Origin of the sequence: Microbacterium sp. NPDC076895, from assembly GCF_040687115.1 — a bacterium.
In the GTDB taxonomy this organism is placed as follows: Bacteria; Actinomycetota; Actinomycetes; order Actinomycetales; family Microbacteriaceae; genus Microbacterium.
Genome location: NZ_JBFBMQ010000011.1, coordinates 84,406 through 103,180 on the forward strand (window position 1 = coordinate 84,406; position 18,775 = coordinate 103,180).

Here is an 18,775-nt window from a genome sequence, read left to right on the forward strand (position 1 = left end):
TTCCTTGCGATGGATGTCGAGAGTTGCGAGAGAGAACGCCTAGTTCGTCGTCGCGCCTTCGGATGCCGAACGCACGAGTCGCGTGTACTTGGCGAGAACGCCACGGGTATAGCGCGGAGGAAGCGGCTCCCAGCCCTGCCGGCGGGAACTCAGCTCAGCTTCGTCGACGAGTAGGTCGAGGGAGCGAGCTGCGATATCGACCCGTATCAGATCACCATCGCGCACGAAGGCGATCGGACCTGCGTCGACCGCTTCGGGTGCTATGTGGCCGATGCACAGGCCGGTTGTGCCGCCCGAGAATCTGCCGTCTGTCAAGAGTAGTACATCTTTTCCGAGCCCAGCGCCCTTGATGGCAGCCGTGATCGCGAGCATCTCCCGCATACCGGGACCACCCTTAGGCCCCTCGTAGCGGATGACGACAACATCGCCCGCAGAGATCTCGCCAGCCTCGAGGGCATCCATCGCGGCGCGCTCGCGCTCGAAAACCCGTGCGGGGCCCTCGAAGACATCACCGTCGAAGCCTGCGGACTTCACGACGGCTCCCTCGGGGGCCATCGTGCCGTGCAGGATCGTGATGCCGCCTGTCTCGTGGATGGGGTTGTCAAACGCGTGGATGACGGTGCCGTCCACCGGGTCGGGGTTCAAGTCAGCGAGGTTCTCGGCAAGAGTCTTGCCGGTCACGGTGAGCGCGTCACCGTGCAGCAGCCCCTCATCGAGCATCGCCCTCATGATCACCGGGATGCCGCCGTGGCGGTCGACGTCGTTCATGACGTACTGCCCGAACGGCTTCATGTCGGCGACGTGGGGAACCTTGTCGCCGATGCGGTTGAAGTCGTGCAGATCGAGGTCGACGTCAGCTTCACGCGCGATCGCGAGGAGGTGCAGCACGACATTCGTCGAACCGCCGAGGGCCATCGCGAGGGCGATCGCATTCTCGAACGCTTCCTTCGTCAGGATGTCGCGGGTCGTGATCCCAAGCTTCAGCAGGTTGACGACAGCCTCGCCCGAGCGATGCGCGTACGCGTCGCGGCGGCGGTCAGCCGACGGCGGTGCCGCAGAACCCGGGAGGCTCAGCCCGAGGGCCTCGGCGACCGAGGCCATCGTGTTGGCGGTGTACATGCCGCCGCACGCTCCCTCACCGGGGGCGAAGGCGCACTCGATGCGCTTGAGGTCTGCTTCGCTCATGCGGCCCGACAGGCACGCCCCGACGCCCTCGAACGAATCGATGATCGTGATGTCCTTCTCGGTGCCGTCCGAGAGCTTGACCCAGCCCGGCGCGATGGAACCGGCGTAGAGGAAGACGCTCGAAAGGTCGAGGCGCGCGCTGGCCATCAGCATCCCGGGGATGGACTTGTCGCAGCCAGCCAGCAGCACGGTGCCATCGAGGCGTTCTGCCATGACGACAGTCTCGACAGAGTCGGCGATGACCTCACGGCTCACGAGAGAGAAGTGCATTCCCTCGTGGCCCATCGAGATGCCGTCGGAGACGGAGATGGTGCCGAACTGGAGCGGGTAGCCGCCACCGGAGTGCACACCCTCTTTCGCTCCCTGAGCGAGGCGATCCAGGCTCAGGTTGCAGGGGGTGATCTCGTTCCAGCTCGAGGCGATGCCGATCTGGGGCTTCTCCCAGTCCTCGTCACCCATCCCCACGGCGCGGAGCATTCCGCGGGAGGTGGTGGCTTCGATGCCGTCGGTGACGACCCGGCTCCGAGGTTTGATGTCAATGGTGCTGTCGTGCGGGGCCATGCTCGAAGTCTATTCCTGCGCGTGGCGCCGCTGCTCCGCGAGCTCCGCCAACGTTGCGGCCATCGCAGGGATGTTGGGCACACTCACCCGCGCAGCAGTCTCACCATCGCCGACGTGGATGCCGAGATCCTGTGGCTGCAGGCTGCGCAAGGCATCCTCATCAGTCGTGTCGTCACCGGCGAACAGCACGGCGTCGGCATGGACGCGCTCACGAAGGTTCGCGATGGCGCTGTCTTTGCCCTCGTGACGGAACGCATACTCCACGATCTTCTTGCCGGTTCGGCGCCGCCAGTCGGGAGCTGCGCCGGCGACCATCTCGTCGACGGCGGCGGCTGCCTTCTCGCCGGCCTCCTCGGTGGCATTGCGGGTGTGGACGCCGAACCCGAAGGTCTTCGGCTCGATCCACACGCCCTCGTAGTCCGCAGCGATCTCTTCAGCGCGAGCGCGCAGCAGATCGCGCAGGCCCCGCTCCGCGTCATCCTCGGCCGGCTCGACGGCACCCTCGCCCGGGAACCAGTACTCGGCACCGTGCGAGGCGGCCAGGGTGATCGGCGAGTCGTCTGTGTGCTCGGCGATGATCCGCAGGTCAACCAGACTGCGTCCCGACACCAGGGCCACGACCGTGTTCGGCAGCGCGGCCAGCGCAGTGACCGCGTCGCGCGCCGCGGGCAGCATCCGGGCCGTCATGGGGTCTTCGACGTGCGGCGAGAGCGTGCCGTCGAAGTCGAGGGCGACCAGCAGGGTCGGGACACCCGCGACAGTGGCGAGAGCTTCTCGCACCTCTGGGGCGACAGCGTCGGAGACGGGATGGGCGTCGGGAGTCGTCATCTCGGGCTTTCGGGTTCGGACGTTGGGGTGTCTCAGCGCTTCGCGGCGGCGAGCGCTTCCAGGAAGGACTTGGACCAGTCGCTGACGTCGTGTTCGAGCACGCGCCGTCGCAATGATCGCATCCGTCGCCCCTGCTCAGCACCGGGCATCTCGATCGCGCGCATGATCGCGTCCTTCATGCCACCGATGTCATGCGGGTTGATGCGGATTGCCGACCCCAGTTCGTCGGCGGCACCGGCGAACTCGCTCAACAGCAGCACCCCGCGGTTGTCGATGCGGCTCGCGACATACTCCTTGGCGACCAGGTTCATACCGTCGCGCAGCGCCGTCACGAGCATGACATCGGCGGCGAGGTAGAGCGCGACCATCTCTTCGCGCGGGAAAGCCTGGTGCAGGTAGCGGATGGCGGTGTGATCCATCGTGTCGAAGTCGCCATTGATGCGCCCGACCGTGAGTTCGATCTCATCGCGCAACTGAATGTAGGCCTCGACGCGTTCGCGGCTCGGGCTCGCGACTTGGACGAGAGTCGCGTCCTCCACGCTGAGCCTGCCGTCTTGGAGAAGCTCGCCGAACGCCTTCAGGCGGTGGCGGATGCCCTTCGTGTAGTCCAGCCGGTCGACGCCGAGCATCACGGTCTTGGGGTTGCCGAGGCTCTCGCGGATCTCCTTGGCGCGTGCCTGGATCTCGGGACGCTGGGCGAGTTCGATGTACGACTCGGCGTCGATCGAGATCGGGAACGCCTTGGCGAGAACGTTTCGCGTGCTGCCGTCGTCAAGGGGGACGGTGATGCCCGAGGCCTTGGTCGTGTAGTGAAACTGGCGACGCACGGCGCGGGCGAAGTTGCCGGCATCCGCCACCCGCTGGAAGCCGACGACGTCAGCCCCCATCAGTCCCTCGAGCACCTGACGCCGCCAGGGCAACTGCGAGAACAGGCCGTATGCCGGGAACGGGATGTGGTGGAAGTAGCCGATCGTGAGGTCGGGTCGAAGCTTGCGCAGGAGCGCAGGAACCAGCTGCAGCTGATAGTCCTGAACCCACACGGTGGCGCCCTCGGCGGCGGCCTTCGCCGATGCTTCAGCGAATCGCCGGTTGACGTCGACGTAGGCATCCCACCACACGCGGCGATAGCGCGGCGCCGCGATCACATCGTGGTACAGCGGCCAGATCGTGTCGTTCGAGAAGCCCTCGTAGTAGTTCTGCACCTCGTCGGCGCTGAGGGTGATGGGCACAAGATGCGTGCCGTCGAAGTTGAACGGTTCCAGGTCGAGCCCAGGCTTGCCAGCCCATCCGACCCAGGCACCCTCGGTCTTGCGCATCACGGGCTCGAGCGCTGTGACCAAACCACCCGGGGAGCGCCGCCAACCGCCGTCGTCGTCGCGGTCCACAGGCAGGCGGTTGGCAACGACGACGAAATCAGCTTGCGACACGCGAGCTCCTTCTGGGTGGCGGACGCGGGCACTCCCAGGCTAGCCGCTTGACCGGGATGCCCGCCGGGGGTGGACAGTGGCGACCGGATGTGTACCGTGGGTCGCATGGGCAAGTACCTCTTCGGAACCGGCATCATCGGCGCAGTCATCTCGGGCTTCTCGCTCCTTCGCGCACTCCGGGAGGAAACCTTCACCTGGCGTACCGCGCTGGCGTGGATCAACTGGGCCATCACCGTCGCGCTGGCTGTCGGGGCGATCATCGACATGCGTCGCATCGACCAGGGCAAGCCGGTCCCCGCCGACTCCCCCGCTGCGCGGCGCCTCGAAGACTGAGCGCGTACGGATCCTCGTTCAGCGCTTGAGGATGAGCGCGTCGCCCTGTCCGCCCCCGCCGCACAGCGCGACGGCTGCCGTGCCGCCACCGCGGTGCAGCAGTTCATACACGGTGTGCACGACGAGCCGGTTGCCCGATGCGCCGATCGGGTGACCGATCGCGATGCCGCCACCGTGGATGTTGACGACCTCGTCGGGGAGGCCGAGCTCTGCTTGAGAGCGCGCAACCACGGCACCGAACGCCTCGTTGATCTCGACGAAGTCCAGATCGGAAGCGGTGATCCCCTCGCGTTCGCACGCGGCGAGGATCGCCCGGGCGGGCTGGGCGTGAAGGGTGTTGTCGGGGCCCGCGACCTGACCGGCCGACCCGATGACGGCGAGCACCGGCCAGCCGTTCTCGTCGGCGTGAGCGCGGCTCGTCACGATCACGGCCGAGGCGCCGTCGGAGATCTGTGACGAGTTACCCGCCGTGATGGTGCCGTCTTTCGAGAACGCCGGGCGAAGCCCCGCAAGAGTGTCAACTGTCGTTTCGGGACGGATGCCCTCGTCACGGGTCACCAGCTTCGGGTCGCCCTTGCGCTGCGGAATCTCGACCGGGACGATCTCGTCGGCGAACACGTCTGCTTCCCACGCGGCAGCCGCGCGCTGGTGAGAGCGGGCGGCGACGGCATCCTGGTCTTCGCGGGTGACCTCGTAGCGGGCATTGTGTCGCTCGGTTGAGCCGCCCATGCTCTCGCGATCGAACGCGTCAGTCAGGCCATCGTGGGCCATGTGGTCGAGCACCTCGATGGATCCGTACGACCAGCCTTCGCGCGAGCCCATGAGCAGATGCGGTGCCTGCGACATCGACTCCATGCCCGCCGCGACGACAACCCGGGCATCTCCGAGGCGCACCATGCGGGCGGCATCGATGACGGCGGTCAGCCCCGAAAGGCACACCTTGTTGATCGACGATGCGTGAACATCCCAGCCGATACCTGCATCGATCGCGGCCTGGCGCGCGGGGTTCTGGCCCGCACCAGCGGGAAGGACCTGACCGACCAGAACCGCATCCACGGCCTCGGGACCGATGCCGGCTTTCTCGAGCGCACCGCGGATTGCGATGCTTCCCAGGGCCGTGGAGGGCAGCGATGACAGCTGCCCCTTCAGCCGACCCTGCGGGGTGCGTGCGGCACCGACGATGACGACATCCTCGTGGTTCATGCCTCCACCTTAAGGTCGCGCGAAACGGTGATCTCGGGCTCGGTCGCAGCGACGACGTCCTCGACGCTGACACCCGGTGCAAGCTCGACGAGAACAAGACCCTCGGGCGTCACATCGAGAACCGCAAGGTCGGTGATGATGCGGTCGACGACGCCCTTGCCCGTCAGCGGCAGCGAGCAGTCGGTGACGATCTTCGGCGTCCCGTCTTTGGCGACGTGCTCCATCAGAACGATCACCTTCGCGGCGCCGTGCACGAGATCCATCGCGCCGCCGGGGCCCTTCACCATCTTTCCGGGGATCATCCAGTTGGCAAGGTCACCGGATGCCGAGACCTGCATCGCCCCGAGGATGGCGGCGTCGATCTTGCCACCCCGGATCATGCCGAAGCTCGTCGCGGAATCGAAGAACGCGGCGCCCGGCAGGGTCGTCACGGTCTCTTTTCCTGCGTTGATGAGGTCGGGATCGACATCCGCTTCCTGCGGGTAGGGACCCACACCCAGGATGCCGTTCTCAGACTGCAGCACGACGGTGACGCCGTCTGGAACATAGTTGGGCACGAGGGTCGGCAGGCCGATGCCCAGATTGACGTAGGCGCCGTCGGCTAGTTCCTGGGCGGCTCGGGCGGCCATCTCGTTGCGGCTGAGTGCCATCTCAGGCTCCTTCCGGGTTCACCGAGACGGTGCGTCGCTCGATGCGCTTTTCGATGTCGGAACCGACCTCGACGATGCGGTGGACGTAGACGCCGGGCAGGTGCACGGCATCCGGATCGATCTGACCCGGCTCGACCAGCTCCTCGACCTGCACGATGCAGATCCGGCCCGCCATCGCCGCGAGGGGGTTGAAGTTTCGAGCCGCCTTGTTGAAGACGAGGTTGCCGTGGCGGTCACCCCGCAGCGCGTGGACGAGGGCGTAGTCGGTGACGATCGCTTCCTCGAGCACATACTCGCGCTCGCGACCCGACACCGCGAACGTGCGGACATCCTTCACCGGCGAAGCGACGGCGACGCCACCGGACCCGTCGTAGCGCCGAGGCAGTCCGCCTTCGGCGACCTGAGTGCCGACCCCAGTCTGGGTATAGAACGCGGCGATCCCGGCGCCACCGGCGCGGAGCTTCTCGGCGAGCGTCCCCTGCGGGGTCAGTTCGAGCTCGAGTTCGCCCGAGAGGAACTGCCGCTCGAACTCCTTGTTCTCGCCGACGTACGACGAGGTCATCTTGCGGATGCGCTTGTCGGCGAGCAGGATGCCCAGGCCCCAGTCATCCACGCCGCAGTTGTTGGACACGATCGACAGGTCGCCGATGCCGCGGGCGTGCAGGGCCTCGATCAGTGCCATCGGGTTGCCCGACAGGCCGAACCCGCCGACGGCGAGGGTCGCGCCTTCGGGGATGTCGGCAACGGCCTCGGCCGGCGACTCCCAGGTCTTGTCGATCACGGATGAGCTCCTTCGGTCTGCCGGTGCGTTCCGGGTCGCCGCATCATGGCGCGCCCGCATGGCCATCGTCGCTGCCGGGCGCGCGCCGACGCCACCATCCGCTTGCGATGTGGACACCACCCCGGCTACCGTCCACATCATGGACAGTGCTCGTTCCGTACCGGGTGCGCAGGCGATCGCGCGCGCAGCCTCTCTGCTGCGCCTGGTGTCGGCAGGGGGCGCCGCTGGACTGACCGTGTCGGAGCTGGCGCGGCGGGCCGACCTCACTCGACCGACCACCCACCGACTCCTCACAGCGCTGCGTCACGAAGGGCTCGTCGACCAGGACGAAGCGCGCGGCACGTGGATGCCTGGTCCCGAGCTCTATCTCATGGGTGCTGCCGCCGCATCGCGGTATGACATCACGAGCCTCGCCCGAGACATCGTGCGCTCGCTGGCGGTGCGCACCGAGGAGAGCGCCTTCCTCTCGGTCCGCCGGGGCGACGAGACAGTATGTCTGCTGCGCGAGGAGGGCAGCTTCCCCATCCGCTCGTTCGTGCTGGCGGAGGGCGTGCGGTTTCCCCTGGGCGTCGCCTCTGCGGGCCTCGCGATTCTGTCTTTCCTCCCAGACCACGATGTGGACGCCTATTTCGAGCGGCATCCCGAGCTCCCAGAGCGGTGGGGTGCCGCGCACGCGCCTGCGCGGCTTCGAGGGCGCCTGCGTGAGACGCACGAGCGCGGCTACGCCGTCAACCCGGGCCTGATCGTCGAGGGAAGCTTCGGAGTGGGAGCTGCCGTCTTCACCCGCGAGGGGCACCCACAGTGGGCGCTGAGCCTCACGGGAGTTGAATTCCGTTTCGGTCCCGAGAGGCTCCCCGAGCTTGGCCGCATCCTGCTAGCCCACGCGCACCAGCTCACGACGCGGGTCGCGGCAGCCCGCGGCTAAGGCGGCTCGGGCGAACGGTGGACTCCGTCACCCCACGGGATGCCGGTGTGCGACGAGCTGTCGAACGGCTTCACCGACGACGCGCGCACCCGGCTCACTCATCACGATCGTGTAGTGGTTGAGGTCATCGAGCCGCGTGTGCTGAATGCGCGGATACGCCGCTAGAACCCCCTGGAGGTACTCCGGCGCGTAGAGCCCCGGCTCCTCGTTCTGCAGTCCGCGCGGCACCGTGATGAGGGCAGTCGGATGCCGCAGGTCGGCGAGCGCCTCGGGCAGCGAGGTTCCCGTGTTCATGTCGACCGTGTCGTCGACCATCGTCGCGTAGCTCGTCGCCGGTCGCAGCATCCCCGATCCGTCCTCGACGAGGTCGTACGCGAAGTAGCTCTCGAGCTCGGGAGACCACGCGTGCGCGAAGGCGGGGTGTGGGCGCCAGAACTCGAGATAGTCATCGATCGATGCGAACCGCATCGACAGTCGCGCCGCGGTGGGACCGAGCACGTAGGCGGCGACAGCGTCGGCATCCATTCCCGCGGGTACGTCCAGCGGCAGACCGCCGTCGATGAGCAACAGGCTTTCGACGCGAGACGGATGCCGGTGCGCGAAGACGACGGAGACGAAAGCGCCCATGGAGTGACCAACGACCGGGATGCTCTCGATTCCGAGGTCATCGAGCACAGCCGCCAGGTCGTCGGCATGGGCTGCGAGACCCGCGGCGCCGGAAACCTCGTTGCTGCACCCACGCCCGCGGAGGTCAGGTGCGATGGCACGGATGCCGGGGAGCTCTTCGACCACGAACGGCCATGCCAGGTGCGACGAGGTGACCCCGTGAACGAGCAGCACCTGCGCGGTCTGCGGAGCCACCGGATCCCAGACACCGACGTGCAGGTCTCCCCCGGGGACAGCGACCTCGATCGTGCGATACGTGTGGGCACTCATCGTGCGGTCCACCCGCCATCCATCGTGTATGAAGCGCCGGTGACCATGCCGGCCTTGTCGGAGGCGAGCCATCCGGCAAGCGAAGCCACTTCGTCCGACTCCACGAGACGCTTCACGGCGGTCTCGGTGAGCATGATCTTCTCGACGACCTCGTCTTCGGGAATCCCGTGGACCTTCGCCTGATCAGCGATCTGCTTCTCGACGAGCGGTGTTCGCACGTAAGCCGGGTTGATGCAGTTGCTGGTGACGCCGTGCGGGCCACCTTCGAGCGCCGTCACCTTCGAAAGCCCCTCCAGCCCGTGCTTGGCAGACACATATGCGACCTTGAACGGACTCGCGCGCAGCCCATGCGCGCTGGAGATGTTGATGATCCGACCCCACCCCTTCGCGTACATGTGCGGAAGTGCGGCGCGCACCAGCAGGAACGGCGACTCGAGCATCAGCCGCATCATCATTCGATACGTTCCCGGGTCGAACTCGGCGATGGGGCTCACGCGCTGGATGCCGGCATTGTTGACCAGGATGTCGACCTCGAGGCTCAGGTCATCGAGCGCTTCCGTCTCGGAGAGGTCAACGACCCACGCCTCGCCGCCGATCTGCTCGGCTGCTGCGTGAGCAGCTTCGGCGTTGAGGTCGGCGACGACGACGGTGGCACCCCGGGAGGCGAACTCTGTCGCGCACGCGAGGCCGATGCCGCTCGCGCCACCGGTGACCAGGGCGCGTCGCCCCGCAAGGTCTTTCTCGGTCATCGGGACTCCTTCGTGCTTGTCGGCCCGCCCATCCGGGGTGCGAGCGCGTTGTCGATGAGCGTCGACATCGACGCCATCACGGCGGGGTCAAGCTGGGCGGGTGGCCTACCCTCGGCATCCCGCTCCCAGAGCAGGAACCGCATTCCGATGAGCTCCCCCATGCCCATGAGCGCCCAGGCGGTGACCTCGGGATCAAGCGCAGCGTCGACATCCCCACTCGCCTGTGCGGCACGCAGCCCCGCCTCGTACCCCTCGACGATGCGTGTGTAGTGCAGTCGCAGCGTCTCGGGCGAGACGAACTCCGCCTCGCGCACGACGCGGTACAAGGCAGGATGCGCCGCCGTGAACCGGAAGAATCCGGCAAAGCCCGCGCGTTCGGCTTCGAGCCGGCTCGACGCTCCAGCCATCGCCTCCGACATCGAGTGCCGCACCCGCCGGTTCAGGTCAATCACGAGCGCTTCGAAGATCGCCTGCTTGCTGTCGAAATACAGATAGAACGTTCCGAGCCCGATGCCAGCACGCTCGGTGATCTTGACGATGGATGCCTCGTGATACCCCTGGTCTGCAAACACCGTTTCGGCAGCCTCGAGAAGCCGGCGCCGCGTTGCCTCGCCGCGCTTGGTCAACGGACGTCCGGTCGCCGATGAGACCGGTGCAACGTCCTCGTCCTCAACGGGAACGCTCATGCGACACCTCCTGAGCCGATGCGACGATCGCGCTGGCACGCTCGTGGAGGCGCGACCTGGCCAACTTGTCGATCGATGACCGCGGCAGCCGCTCGACGATCTCCACGGCGATTGGCACCTTGAAGGCCGCGAGGGTGCGCCGCGCGTGGGCGAAGATCTCGTCCTCGGAGACGAGAGCGCCGGTTCGAAGCGTAACGAAAGCAACGCCCCGTTCGCCCCATACCGGGTCGGGCACGCCGACCACGGCAGCACCGGTGATGAGCGGATGCAAACACAGTGCGTGCTCGACCTCGGCGGGCGCGACGTTCTCGCCGCCCGAGATGAAGATGTCCTTGAGCCGGTCGACGACCGTGAACACGCCGTCTCGGTCACGGTGCACGAGATCGCCGGTGCGCAACCAGTCCCCGTGCATGGCCCGGGCCGTGGCATCCGGGTCACCCAGGTAGCCTGCGAACACGCTCGGCCCTCGCACCCAGAGCTCGCCCGTCGCCTCCCCCCGCAGGGGAAGCAGCGTGTCGGGATCGACGACCTGGACGCTGACATGAGGATACGGCCGACCTACCGCACCTTCATGGCCACCGGTACGACCAGTCGGACAATGCAGCACGTTGGGGCCCGCTTCGGTGAGTCCGTAGCCCTGCACCAGCTCGACCCCCCGGGCCTGCCAGGCGTCCCGAACCGCACTGGGAAGCGTGGCACCACCCACGAGCGCGAGGCGAATCGATGACAGGTCGCTGGCTTCCCAGCCACGAGACTCGGCGAGCATCGCGTACTGGGTCGGCACGCCCATCATCGCGGTGACCCGACGATCTCGGATGAGCTGCAGCACCCGCTCGGTGTCGAACGAGCGCTCGAGCACGACGGTCGCCCCGCCCCACCACGCCAGCAGCGGCTGACAGTTCCACGCGGCGACGTGGAACTGCGGCAGGACGGTGAGGACGACATCCCCCTCCCCCAGGGGCAGGGCGCGACCCAGGGCCAGGTTGTTCCAAAAGCAGTTGGCGTGGGTGAGGATGACGCCCTTGGGCGCGGCTTCGCTCCCCGAGGTGAACACGATCAGCAGCGGGTCGTCGTCACGCACCGGCCGGGCCTGCCGAGGATCCCGCGCCGGTGGCACCGCCCGCTCGATCCCTGCGGTGCCCAGCGCGACAAGCAGCGGCGGCTCGGCCAGTTCGCGGATGACCTCGGCTGCGGATGCCGCGAACTCGTCATCCACGACCAGCAGCTGCGGGTCGCTGCGCCCGAGCGTGTCGACGAGCTCGCGCGTGCTCTGGCGCCACGACAGCGGAACGAACGCGACACCGACCAGCGCGCATCCGAAGAAGAGCACGACATGGTCGATGGAGTTGCCTGCAAGGGTCGCAATGCGTGATCCCGGGCCGAAGCCCGCAGCGGCGAGGCTCCCGGCGAGCTCCCGCGCCCGGTCGGCCAGCTCGCCATAGGTGATCGTCACCCCGCGATCATCGATTGCAACACGATGCGGTGTATGCGCGGCGCGCTCGATCAGCCACCGGCCGATCGTGTGCGACTCGTCTTGTACGTCGTTGCTCACGCTCGAACCTCCGAGGCACCGACCGCGTCGGCATCTGCCTCCGCGTCGTCGATGCTCCGCAGACTATCGCGCACGTGGCGTTCGCCGTGACGACGACGCCACCAGGCATCGATCGTGCCGGCGATGCCACCGGGCAGGAACATGACGACGATGATGAACAGTGCACCAAGCAGGAACAGCGGCTCCGACAGGGGGATGCGCAGGAAGTCGGGAAGCGACGCGATGGCTTCAGAGCCGGCGAGCACTGTGAGCCGCTGATCGAGCAGGGTGTACAGCACTCCCCCGACGATCGCACCCCACCGGAATCCGACGCCACCGAGCACGACCATGACGAGCACCGTGATGGTGAGATCGGCAGAGACGGAGCGCGGAACTGTTCCCGACTGCAGCAGCATGTAGGCGACCCCGGCCAGGCTCGCGAGCACCGCGGCGATCACGAAGACGATGAGTCGCACCCTGTAGGGCCGCAGGCCCAGGACCCGAACGCGCTGCTCGTTCTCGCGGGTGGCCCGGGCGAGGTGACCGAGGCGAGAGGTATCGACCCAGAGCGTCACGAGGTACACGATCACCAATACCGCTAGGGCGAACCAATACAGGTTGCGCGTGTTGATCACGCCGACGAGGAAGTCGGGAACCTGCTCGGTGTTGAGGCTCAGCCCCTCCTCACCGCCCGTGATCGCGGAGTTGCGGCGGACGAGCACGGAGCCGGCCTGCGCGAACGCGAGCGTGACCATCGCGAAGGGGATTCCCGAGACGCGCATGGCGACCGCGCCCGTGACGAAGGCGATGATCATTCCTCCGATCAGGGCCACGAACACGCCGGGGAACAGGGGTACCCCGAAGTGCTCGAGCGCGATGCCGAGGCCATAGGCACCGGCGCCGAAGTAGAGGGCGTGCCCGAAAGACAGCATCCCGGAGGTCCCCAGCAGCAGGTTGTACGACAGTGCGAGCGAGGCGAACACCATGCACAGCGAGAGCAGCGCGAGGGTGCCGGGCTGGTAGGTGGGGGTCGGAAGGATGCCGGGAATCGAGATGTTCAGCAGCGGCAGAACCGCCATGAAGATCACGAGCCCGACGCCGACGAGGGCCGGCCAGTATCGACGGATGCTCATGCCTTCCTCCCGAGAAGTCCAGAGGGTCGTACGAGCAGCACGACCGCCAGCAGGATGACGACGATGAAGTCTCCGGTGCCGCCGAGGTAGAAGTTCGCGAACTGCTGCAGCACGGCAACCAGCACGGATGCCACCGCCGCCCCAGTCAGCGACCCGAGGCCGCCGACGACCGTGACGATGAACGCGAAGATCAGCAGCGTCGATCCGAGGTGCGCCGAGACGAAGGTCGAGTAGTGCATCGCCAGCACGCCGCCGATGCCGGCAGCTGCCCCACCGATCGCGAAGACGAGTGTGAACGAGCGCCGGACGTCGATCCCGAGCGCCGTCACCATCGAGCGGTTCTCGACGCCGGCGCGGATGATCATGCCGTACCTCGTCTTCTTGAGGAACAGCACCAGTGCTGCCAGAACGAGTCCGGCGGCGAGCATCAGGATCCAGTACACGTTGGGGATGCGTGCACCGAGGATCTCGGTCGTTTCTTTGAGCCACGGCGGCCCCGAGATCGGAATGGCGTCAGTGCCCCACACCCCTTCGAACAGGGCGACGGCGGCGAACGAGAGTCCTACCGTGACGAGCACTTGCTCGATGTGTCGCTCGTAGAGGGGGCGGATCAGGACGAGTTCGGTGAGAGTCGCGAAAACGGCACCGACGGCGGCGCCGACCAGGATCGAGACCAGGAACGACCACCAGGACTCGGTCCCGAGCGCCTGCGCGACCATCCATCCGAGGAAGGCGCTGAGGGTCAGGAACGCACCGTGCGCGAAGTTGAGGACGTGCATGAGGCCATAGATGAGGCTGAGCCCCGAGGCGACGAGGAAGTAGAGGGCGCCGAGACCGACACCGGTCACGAGCGTCAGGATGATGGTGCTCACGAGTGCGCCTCCGAGGATGGTGCGGTTCCGGCATCCGCCTGCCGCTCGGCGTGGACACCGAGCAAGCGCTGGGTGAGGTCCTCGTCGTCGAGGATCTCGCGGGCGGGTCCGACGTGGACGACGCGGCCACTGTCGATGACGATCGCATCGTGCGCGAGGCGCTTCACGACCTCGAGGTTCTGTTCGACCAGCAGGATCGGCACCGTCTTGGCAGCCTCTTCGAGGGCGTCTGCCACCTCGGTGACGATCTTGGGGGCGAGGCCTTTGGTCGGCTCGTCGACCAGCAGCAGTTGGTTGTCGTTCATCAGTGCGCGGGCGACCGAGACCATCTGCTGCTGTCCGCCAGACAGCGTGCCCGCCATCTGATCGCGACGGTTCACGAGGTCAGGGAAGAGCTCGGCGACGAACTCGCGGCGCGGGTTGCGCTGCCGTTCGGCCAACGCAAGATTCTCGGCGACCGTGAGCTTGGCGAACACTTCACGGTCTTCCGGGACGTACCCGACGCCGCGCTGGACGATCCGGTGCGTGGGGAGCGTGTCGATCCGTTCGCCGGCAAGACGGACCTCGCCGCGGCGATGAATGAGTCCCAGGATGCCGCGCAGCGTCGAGGTCTTGCCGACGCCGTTGCGCCCGAGAACCGCGGTGATTCCGGTGGCCGGAACCGAGAAGGTCACGCTCTCGACGACAGGTTGCCCGGCGATCGAGCAGCGCAGGTCGCTGACGTCGAGGATGGCGCTCATGCGGCGTTCCCGAGGTAGGCGCTCTGCACGAGCGGGTTGGCCATGATCTCTGCGGGTGAGTCGAACGCAATGATCGAGCCGAAGTACATCACGGCGACCTTCTCAACGAGCCCCATCAGCACGTCGATGTGGTGTTCGACCATCAGAACCGTGCATCCGGTTCTTTCCTGCAGCTCACGGATGTTGTCGACCAGGCCCGCGACATCGCCGGATGCCACGCCGGCCATCGGCTCATCGAGCAGCACGATCTTCGAATCCATCGCCAGGAGCACCGCGATCTCGAGCTTGCGCTTGTCACCGTGCGAGATGTCTCCCGCTGGCGTCAGGAGCTTGTGTGTCAGGCCCACTTCTTCGAGGTTCTGCAAGGCGCGCCGGGTCGCGGCATCCTTGCTCGCCGGAAAGTGGAAGAGCGAGTAGTCGTGCCCGACAGCCACCTGGGCGGCGAGCCTCACGTTCTCGAGCACGCTGAGCTTGGGAAACAGGCTCGAGGTTTGGAAGGTGCGCCCCAGCCCCGCCCGCGCCCGGGCAGGCACAGACATCCTCGTGATGTCTTCACCGTTCATCAGAACCCGACCTGCTGTGGGGGTCATGATGCCGGAGACGACGTTGAACAGCGTGGTTTTGCCCGCACCGTTCGGCCCGATGACGCCTACCAGGGAACCCGGGGCCACATCGAGGTCGACATCCTTCAGAATTGTCGCGCCGCCGATCTGCAGACCCAGCTTCTCCACCCGCAGGGCAGAGGGAGCCGGATGCTGCGCGGGCGCGGACGGAACCGGAGTGCTCATTGGTTCTCGGCCTTACTGCGCTTCGGCGGGGGCTACCGCGTCGGCAGACACCGTGTCGATCAGCTCGGGAACGAAGCTGCCACCGTCGGCGACGAGCTTGACCTGGTACATCTCCTGCAGCAGCGCGTGGTCACCCGCGCGCACAGTCAGGGTGCCCTTCGGACCGTCGAAGGAGTAGCCCTCGAGGGCCGCGATCATCGCATCGACGTCACCCTGGCCCTCGTCGATCGCGTGAACGATCATGAGCGCCGCGTTGAAGCCGTCGGGGCTGAAGAGATCGGGCGTGCAGCCGTCCTCTTCGAGCAGGCTGATCATCTCGGTGTTGACGGCGTTGTCGGGGGCGCCGGGGAAGTAGTAGTTCAGGAAGTTGATCTTTTCCGAAGCCTCACCGTACGCGCCGAACGTCGCGGAGTCGCCGAGGCCGGTGACCACCGGAATCGCGTCGAGCACACCTTGCTGGCTCATCGCCTGCCACATCGCGCCCGAGGTGGCACCTGCCCATGCGACGAAGACGAGGTCGGGGTTGCCTGCGAGCACCTGCTGCGCGAACGGTGTGAACTCCGTGACGTCCTCGGCAACGAGCACCGAGTTGACCGTCGCACCCTGGCCACCGAGGATCGACTCGACCGCGGCGACGTTGCCCTGACCGAACGCGGTGTCTTGCGCGAAGACGGTCACCGTCTTGCCTTCGATGTCGTCGAGGAAGGTGCCTGCCGTCGCAACATCCTGCGAGCTCTGGCGACCCGAGCGGAACGTGTAGTCGTTGATGCCGGTGATCGCGTCAGCCGCTGCGGGGCCGGAGATGTAGAGCACCTTGTTCTGGGCCGCCTGCTCGGCAACGGCGAGCGCAACGCCCGACGATGCGGTGCCCGCGATGATGTTGACGCCGTCACCGATGAGTTCCTTCACGGCGGTCACGGCCTTGTCCGGATCGCCCGCGTCATCGCGGTATTCGACGTTGATGGTCGTCCCGTTGATCTCGTTGGTCCCGTCGGTCGCGTAGGACATTCCGGCCCGGAACCCGCAGAGGTACTGCTCGCCGTAGCTGGCCAGCGGTCCGCTCTCGCTCGAGACGATCCCGACAGTGACCTCTGAGGGTCCAGCCGTCTCGCCGCCGGCGTCGCCGCCGTCGGCCTGCGGCGCACAGGCCGCCATAACAAGGGCGCTGGTGGCGACCACCGTGCCCAGGAGCAACTTCTTCGTAACCCGCATGTGCGTGCCTTTCACCGTTGGAAGGGGGCATACCTGAAAGCTGATTCAGGTGGCACCTACAGTAGGCGACGGGCGAACAAGGGGCAAGTCATGGCTGCGGGATGTCGTCATCCGTTACCGATTCGCGATCGGATCCGAATTACATGCCTTAGTTATATATCTGAGGTATATAGTCGAGATCGTGACGGACGCTGGCCCCATCGAGACCATCATCAGCGCGGCCTACTCACTGGGTCGCATCGCAGCACACCGCACCGGCAACGACACCCCCGCGGCGCAGTGGCGAGCCCTTGCCACCCTGGAGCGGGAGGGTGCGCTTCGGATCGGCGAACTCGCTTCGGCGGCGCGAACGACACAGCCCGGGATGACGCGGCTGATCGGCCAAATGGCGGATGAGGCGCTGGTGACCCGATCCCCCGATCCCGATGACTCCCGGGCGACCGTGGTGCGCATCACCGCTGATGGACGCGGAGCCCTTCAGCGCTGGCGGGCGCAGCTGAGCGAGACACTCGCGCCCCTGTTCGCCGACCTCACCGAAGCCGACCGTGCTGCGCTCGAGCGCACCGCTCAGCTACTGCGCGAGCGCACGATCGATGTTCCCCTCAACATCTCAGGACGGAACCAATGACCGCATCCACGCACGCCCCGACATCCACCTCATCGGTCTGGCGCCAGCCGGCACAGGTGTGGGCTGTCGCGTTCGCCTGTGTTGTCGCATTCATGGGAATCGGCCTGGTCGACCCGATCCTGCCCGCGATCGCCGCCTCGCTCGACGCGACACCCGTGGAGACCGAGCTGCTGTTCACGAGCTACCTGCTTGTCACGGGGCTCGCGATGCTCGTCACCAGCTGGGTTTCGAGCCGCATCGGCACCAAGGCCACGCTTATGACGGGGCTCGGACTCATCGTGGTCTTCTCTCTGCTGTCGGCGCTGTCCGGCAGCGTCGACGCGATCATCGGCTTCCGCGCCGGCTGGGGACTCGGCAACGCCCTGTTCATCTCCACCGCCCTGGCAACGATCGTCGGGGCGGCTGCAGGTGGCAGCGGCGCGGCGATCGTCCTCTACGAAGCCGCCCTGGGCCTCGGAATCGCGATCGGGCCGCTCCTCGGCGGTCTTCTCGGTGAGGTCAGCTGGCGCGGGCCGTTCTTCGGCGTGGTGGCCCTCATGGCGATCGCCTTCATCGCCGTCGCCGTGCTCGTTCGCGGGACCGGCGAGCGGCGAACCCCCATCCCACTGTCGGCTCCGATCCGCGCGCTGCGCACCCCCGCCCTTGCCGTGCTGGCAACAGCTGCCCTGTTCTACAACATCGGATTCTTCATCCTGCTGGCCTTCTCACCCTTCCCGCTCGGCTTCGGCGCGATGGGCATCGGGCTGACCTTCTTCGGCTGGGGCGTTGCGCTCGCAATCACGAGCGTCTGGGTCGCGCCAGCCCTGGCACGACGGATGCCGCGCACCACGATCATGCAGGGCACGCTCGTGCTGCTTGCCGTGGACCTGCTCATTGCCGGGCTGCTGGTCGCGTCGGCAGCGGCGCTGGTCACCTGCATCGTCATCGGAGGTCTCCTGCTTGGCGTCATGAACACGGTGCTGACGGAGTCGGTCATGGAGGCCACAGACCACCCGCGGGCCGTCGCGTCGTCCGCGTACTCTGCGGTCCGCTTCCTCGGCGGCGCCGCCGCTCCCCCGCTGGCCGCTCTGCTGTGGCACGGGTTCTCGGCGAGCGTTCCGTACTACGTCGCCGCCGTCGCGGTGCTGCTGTCGGGGCTGATCATCCTGCTCGGGCGCGGCGCGCTCACCCGCATCGACGGTCACGTCGCGGATGCACAAGAGGAAGGCGCCGCTGTGCTCATCGGAGACGCCGGCTGAGACATCCTGCCGACGGGTTCGCCCGAAGACAGAAATGCGGCCCGGAGAGAACCTCTCACCCGGGCCGCCATCTTCGCGGTTACCCGAATACCGCGAAGGTGTTGCTCTGCCAACGAATCTACCCTTGGTGCCCGCTATGCGAACGCTATGTGAGAGCACTCTCACGCGAGGCGGACGGATGTGTCAGCGTTCGCGTGTCGCAGAACGAACACGCGACCGCGCTTGGGCGTGAGGAACGAATAGGTGACAACCTGAACTGCCCCACGGGTTTGGTGGCTCTTCGGACATTCGGTGGGGGTGAGGCTCGCCGGGTGAGGTTCGGCGGGTAGGGGTCGAGGTCCCCGAGGATCAGTAGCGCCAACTGCTGCT

The 18,775-nt window shown here is 66.8% G+C and carries 19 protein-coding genes; 4 read left to right on the forward strand and 15 right to left on the reverse strand.

Annotated features, from left to right (window positions below):
• Positions 1 to 39: 39 nt before the first annotated feature.
• The 3 genes from ilvD to AB0O89_RS10865 are packed head-to-tail and all read right to left on the reverse strand — an operon-like array spanning position 40 to position 4,001.
• Positions 40 to 1,746: a dihydroxy-acid dehydratase gene (ilvD, locus tag AB0O89_RS10855; protein ID WP_363497342.1), complete on the reverse strand. Its 1,707-nt coding sequence runs from the start codon at positions 1,744 to 1,746 to the stop codon at positions 40 to 42.
• Between the two features lie 9 nt (positions 1,747 to 1,755).
• Positions 1,756 to 2,574, reverse strand: coding sequence for a trehalose-phosphatase (gene otsB, locus AB0O89_RS10860; RefSeq protein WP_363497345.1), 819 nt, complete (start codon positions 2,572 to 2,574; stop codon positions 1,756 to 1,758).
• 32 nt (positions 2,575 to 2,606) lie between these two features.
• Entirely contained in the window at positions 2,607 to 4,001 is a 1,395-nt protein-coding gene (locus AB0O89_RS10865; RefSeq protein WP_363497348.1) for a trehalose-6-phosphate synthase, read from the reverse strand.
• Positions 4,002 to 4,106: 105 nt separating this feature from the next.
• Here AB0O89_RS10865 and AB0O89_RS10870 point away from each other — a divergent pair, with 105 nt between their 5' ends.
• Positions 4,107 to 4,334, forward strand: a complete 228-nt coding sequence (locus AB0O89_RS10870) for a hypothetical protein (protein WP_363497351.1) — start codon at positions 4,107 to 4,109, stop codon at positions 4,332 to 4,334.
• An 18-nt stretch (positions 4,335 to 4,352) separates the two neighbouring features.
• On the opposite strand, the gene AB0O89_RS10875 is transcribed toward AB0O89_RS10870, so the two are convergent.
• From AB0O89_RS10875 to AB0O89_RS10885, 3 genes are read right to left on the reverse strand one after another with little or no spacing between them, the layout of a single operon-like run.
• Positions 4,353 to 5,537: an acetyl-CoA C-acetyltransferase gene (locus AB0O89_RS10875; RefSeq protein ID WP_363497354.1), complete on the reverse strand. Its 1,185-nt coding sequence runs from the start codon at positions 5,535 to 5,537 to the stop codon at positions 4,353 to 4,355.
• The gene (locus AB0O89_RS10880; protein ID WP_363497357.1) at positions 5,534 to 6,187 is read right to left on the reverse strand and encodes a CoA transferase subunit B; all 654 of its coding nucleotides are present in this window, start codon (positions 6,185 to 6,187) and stop codon (positions 5,534 to 5,536) included. Before AB0O89_RS10880 ends, AB0O89_RS10875 begins: the two co-directional genes overlap by 4 nt.
• A gap of 1 nt (position 6,188) precedes the next feature.
• The gene (locus tag AB0O89_RS10885) at positions 6,189 to 6,968 is read right to left on the reverse strand and encodes a CoA transferase subunit A (protein WP_363497360.1); all 780 of its coding nucleotides are present in this window, start codon (positions 6,966 to 6,968) and stop codon (positions 6,189 to 6,191) included.
• 139 nt (positions 6,969 to 7,107) lie between these two features.
• Between AB0O89_RS10885 and AB0O89_RS10890 the strand changes: the two genes are divergently transcribed.
• Positions 7,108 to 7,893: an IclR family transcriptional regulator gene (locus AB0O89_RS10890; protein WP_363497363.1), complete on the forward strand. Its 786-nt coding sequence runs from the start codon at positions 7,108 to 7,110 to the stop codon at positions 7,891 to 7,893.
• Positions 7,894 to 7,920: 27 nt separating this feature from the next.
• Here AB0O89_RS10890 and AB0O89_RS10895 read toward each other — a convergent pair whose 3' ends face one another.
• Genes AB0O89_RS10895 through AB0O89_RS10935 form a run of 9 tightly spaced genes read right to left on the reverse strand, consistent with a single transcriptional unit; the run spans position 7,921 to position 16,540 of the window.
• Entirely contained in the window at positions 7,921 to 8,829 is a 909-nt protein-coding gene (locus AB0O89_RS10895) for an alpha/beta fold hydrolase (RefSeq protein ID WP_363497366.1), read from the reverse strand.
• The gene (locus AB0O89_RS10900) at positions 8,826 to 9,578 is read right to left on the reverse strand and encodes a 3-hydroxybutyrate dehydrogenase (RefSeq protein WP_363497369.1); all 753 of its coding nucleotides are present in this window, start codon (positions 9,576 to 9,578) and stop codon (positions 8,826 to 8,828) included. The genes AB0O89_RS10895 and AB0O89_RS10900 overlap by 4 nt, the downstream gene beginning before the upstream one ends.
• Complete coding sequence (locus AB0O89_RS10905; RefSeq protein ID WP_363497372.1) at positions 9,575 to 10,264, reverse strand: TetR/AcrR family transcriptional regulator; 690 nt, start codon at positions 10,262 to 10,264, stop codon at positions 9,575 to 9,577. The genes AB0O89_RS10900 and AB0O89_RS10905 overlap by 4 nt, the downstream gene beginning before the upstream one ends.
• Positions 10,248 to 11,816 carry an AMP-binding protein gene (locus AB0O89_RS10910; protein WP_363497375.1) on the reverse strand — a complete coding sequence of 523 codons (1,569 nt, stop codon included), beginning with the start codon at positions 11,814 to 11,816 and terminating at the stop codon, positions 10,248 to 10,250. The genes AB0O89_RS10905 and AB0O89_RS10910 overlap by 17 nt, the downstream gene beginning before the upstream one ends.
• Positions 11,813 to 12,928, reverse strand: a complete 1,116-nt coding sequence (locus AB0O89_RS10915; RefSeq protein ID WP_363497378.1) for a branched-chain amino acid ABC transporter permease — start codon at positions 12,926 to 12,928, stop codon at positions 11,813 to 11,815. Before AB0O89_RS10915 ends, AB0O89_RS10910 begins: the two co-directional genes overlap by 4 nt.
• Positions 12,925 to 13,800 carry a branched-chain amino acid ABC transporter permease gene (locus tag AB0O89_RS10920; RefSeq protein WP_292712193.1) on the reverse strand — a complete coding sequence of 292 codons (876 nt, stop codon included), beginning with the start codon at positions 13,798 to 13,800 and terminating at the stop codon, positions 12,925 to 12,927. The genes AB0O89_RS10915 and AB0O89_RS10920 overlap by 4 nt, the downstream gene beginning before the upstream one ends.
• Positions 13,797 to 14,540, reverse strand: a complete 744-nt coding sequence (locus AB0O89_RS10925) for an ABC transporter ATP-binding protein (protein WP_363497383.1) — start codon at positions 14,538 to 14,540, stop codon at positions 13,797 to 13,799. Before AB0O89_RS10925 ends, AB0O89_RS10920 begins: the two co-directional genes overlap by 4 nt.
• Positions 14,537 to 15,328, reverse strand: coding sequence for an ABC transporter ATP-binding protein (locus AB0O89_RS10930; protein ID WP_292712189.1), 792 nt, complete (start codon positions 15,326 to 15,328; stop codon positions 14,537 to 14,539). The genes AB0O89_RS10925 and AB0O89_RS10930 overlap by 4 nt, the downstream gene beginning before the upstream one ends.
• Positions 15,329 to 15,340: 12 nt before the next feature.
• Positions 15,341 to 16,540, reverse strand: coding sequence for a substrate-binding domain-containing protein (locus tag AB0O89_RS10935; RefSeq protein WP_363497387.1), 1,200 nt, complete (start codon positions 16,538 to 16,540; stop codon positions 15,341 to 15,343).
• Positions 16,541 to 16,721: 181 nt separating this feature from the next.
• Between AB0O89_RS10935 and AB0O89_RS10940 the strand changes: the two genes are divergently transcribed.
• Together AB0O89_RS10940 and AB0O89_RS10945 are read left to right on the forward strand one after the other, a co-directional pair.
• Positions 16,722 to 17,168, forward strand: a complete 447-nt coding sequence (locus tag AB0O89_RS10940) for a MarR family transcriptional regulator (RefSeq protein ID WP_363497390.1) — start codon at positions 16,722 to 16,724, stop codon at positions 17,166 to 17,168.
• A complete protein-coding gene (locus AB0O89_RS10945) occupies positions 17,165 to 18,406 on the forward strand; it encodes an MFS transporter (RefSeq protein WP_363497393.1) in 1,242 nt (413 codons plus the stop codon). Before AB0O89_RS10940 ends, AB0O89_RS10945 begins: the two co-directional genes overlap by 4 nt.
• The last annotated feature ends 369 nt before the right edge of the window (positions 18,407 to 18,775 follow it).

Excerpts from the sequence above, each read along its gene's own strand:
- ilvD (WP_363497342.1), bottom strand. The coding sequence starts at position 1,746 with ATGGCCCCGCACGACAGCACCATTGACATCAAACCTCGGAGCCGGGTC.
- otsB (WP_363497345.1), bottom strand. The coding sequence starts at position 2,574 with ATGACGACTCCCGACGCCCATCCCGTCTCCGACGCTGTCGCCCCAGAG.
- AB0O89_RS10870 (WP_363497351.1), top strand. The coding sequence starts at position 4,107 with ATGGGCAAGTACCTCTTCGGAACCGGCATCATCGGCGCAGTCATCTCG.
- AB0O89_RS10875 (WP_363497354.1), bottom strand. The coding sequence starts at position 5,537 with ATGAACCACGAGGATGTCGTCATCGTCGGTGCCGCACGCACCCCGCAG.
- AB0O89_RS10880 (WP_363497357.1), bottom strand. The coding sequence starts at position 6,187 with ATGGCACTCAGCCGCAACGAGATGGCCGCCCGAGCCGCCCAGGAACTA.
- AB0O89_RS10890 (WP_363497363.1), top strand. The coding sequence starts at position 7,108 with ATGGACAGTGCTCGTTCCGTACCGGGTGCGCAGGCGATCGCGCGCGCA.
- AB0O89_RS10895 (WP_363497366.1), bottom strand. The coding sequence starts at position 8,829 with ATGAGTGCCCACACGTATCGCACGATCGAGGTCGCTGTCCCCGGGGGA.
- AB0O89_RS10900 (WP_363497369.1), bottom strand. The coding sequence starts at position 9,578 with ATGACCGAGAAAGACCTTGCGGGGCGACGCGCCCTGGTCACCGGTGGC.
- AB0O89_RS10905 (WP_363497372.1), bottom strand. The coding sequence starts at position 10,264 with ATGAGCGTTCCCGTTGAGGACGAGGACGTTGCACCGGTCTCATCGGCG.
- AB0O89_RS10915 (WP_363497378.1), bottom strand. The coding sequence starts at position 12,928 with ATGAGCATCCGTCGATACTGGCCGGCCCTCGTCGGCGTCGGGCTCGTG.
- AB0O89_RS10925 (WP_363497383.1), bottom strand. The coding sequence starts at position 14,540 with ATGAGCGCCATCCTCGACGTCAGCGACCTGCGCTGCTCGATCGCCGGG.
- AB0O89_RS10930 (WP_292712189.1), bottom strand. The coding sequence starts at position 15,328 with ATGAGCACTCCGGTTCCGTCCGCGCCCGCGCAGCATCCGGCTCCCTCT.
- AB0O89_RS10935 (WP_363497387.1), bottom strand. The coding sequence starts at position 16,540 with ATGCGGGTTACGAAGAAGTTGCTCCTGGGCACGGTGGTCGCCACCAGC.
- AB0O89_RS10945 (WP_363497393.1), top strand. The coding sequence starts at position 17,165 with ATGACCGCATCCACGCACGCCCCGACATCCACCTCATCGGTCTGGCGC.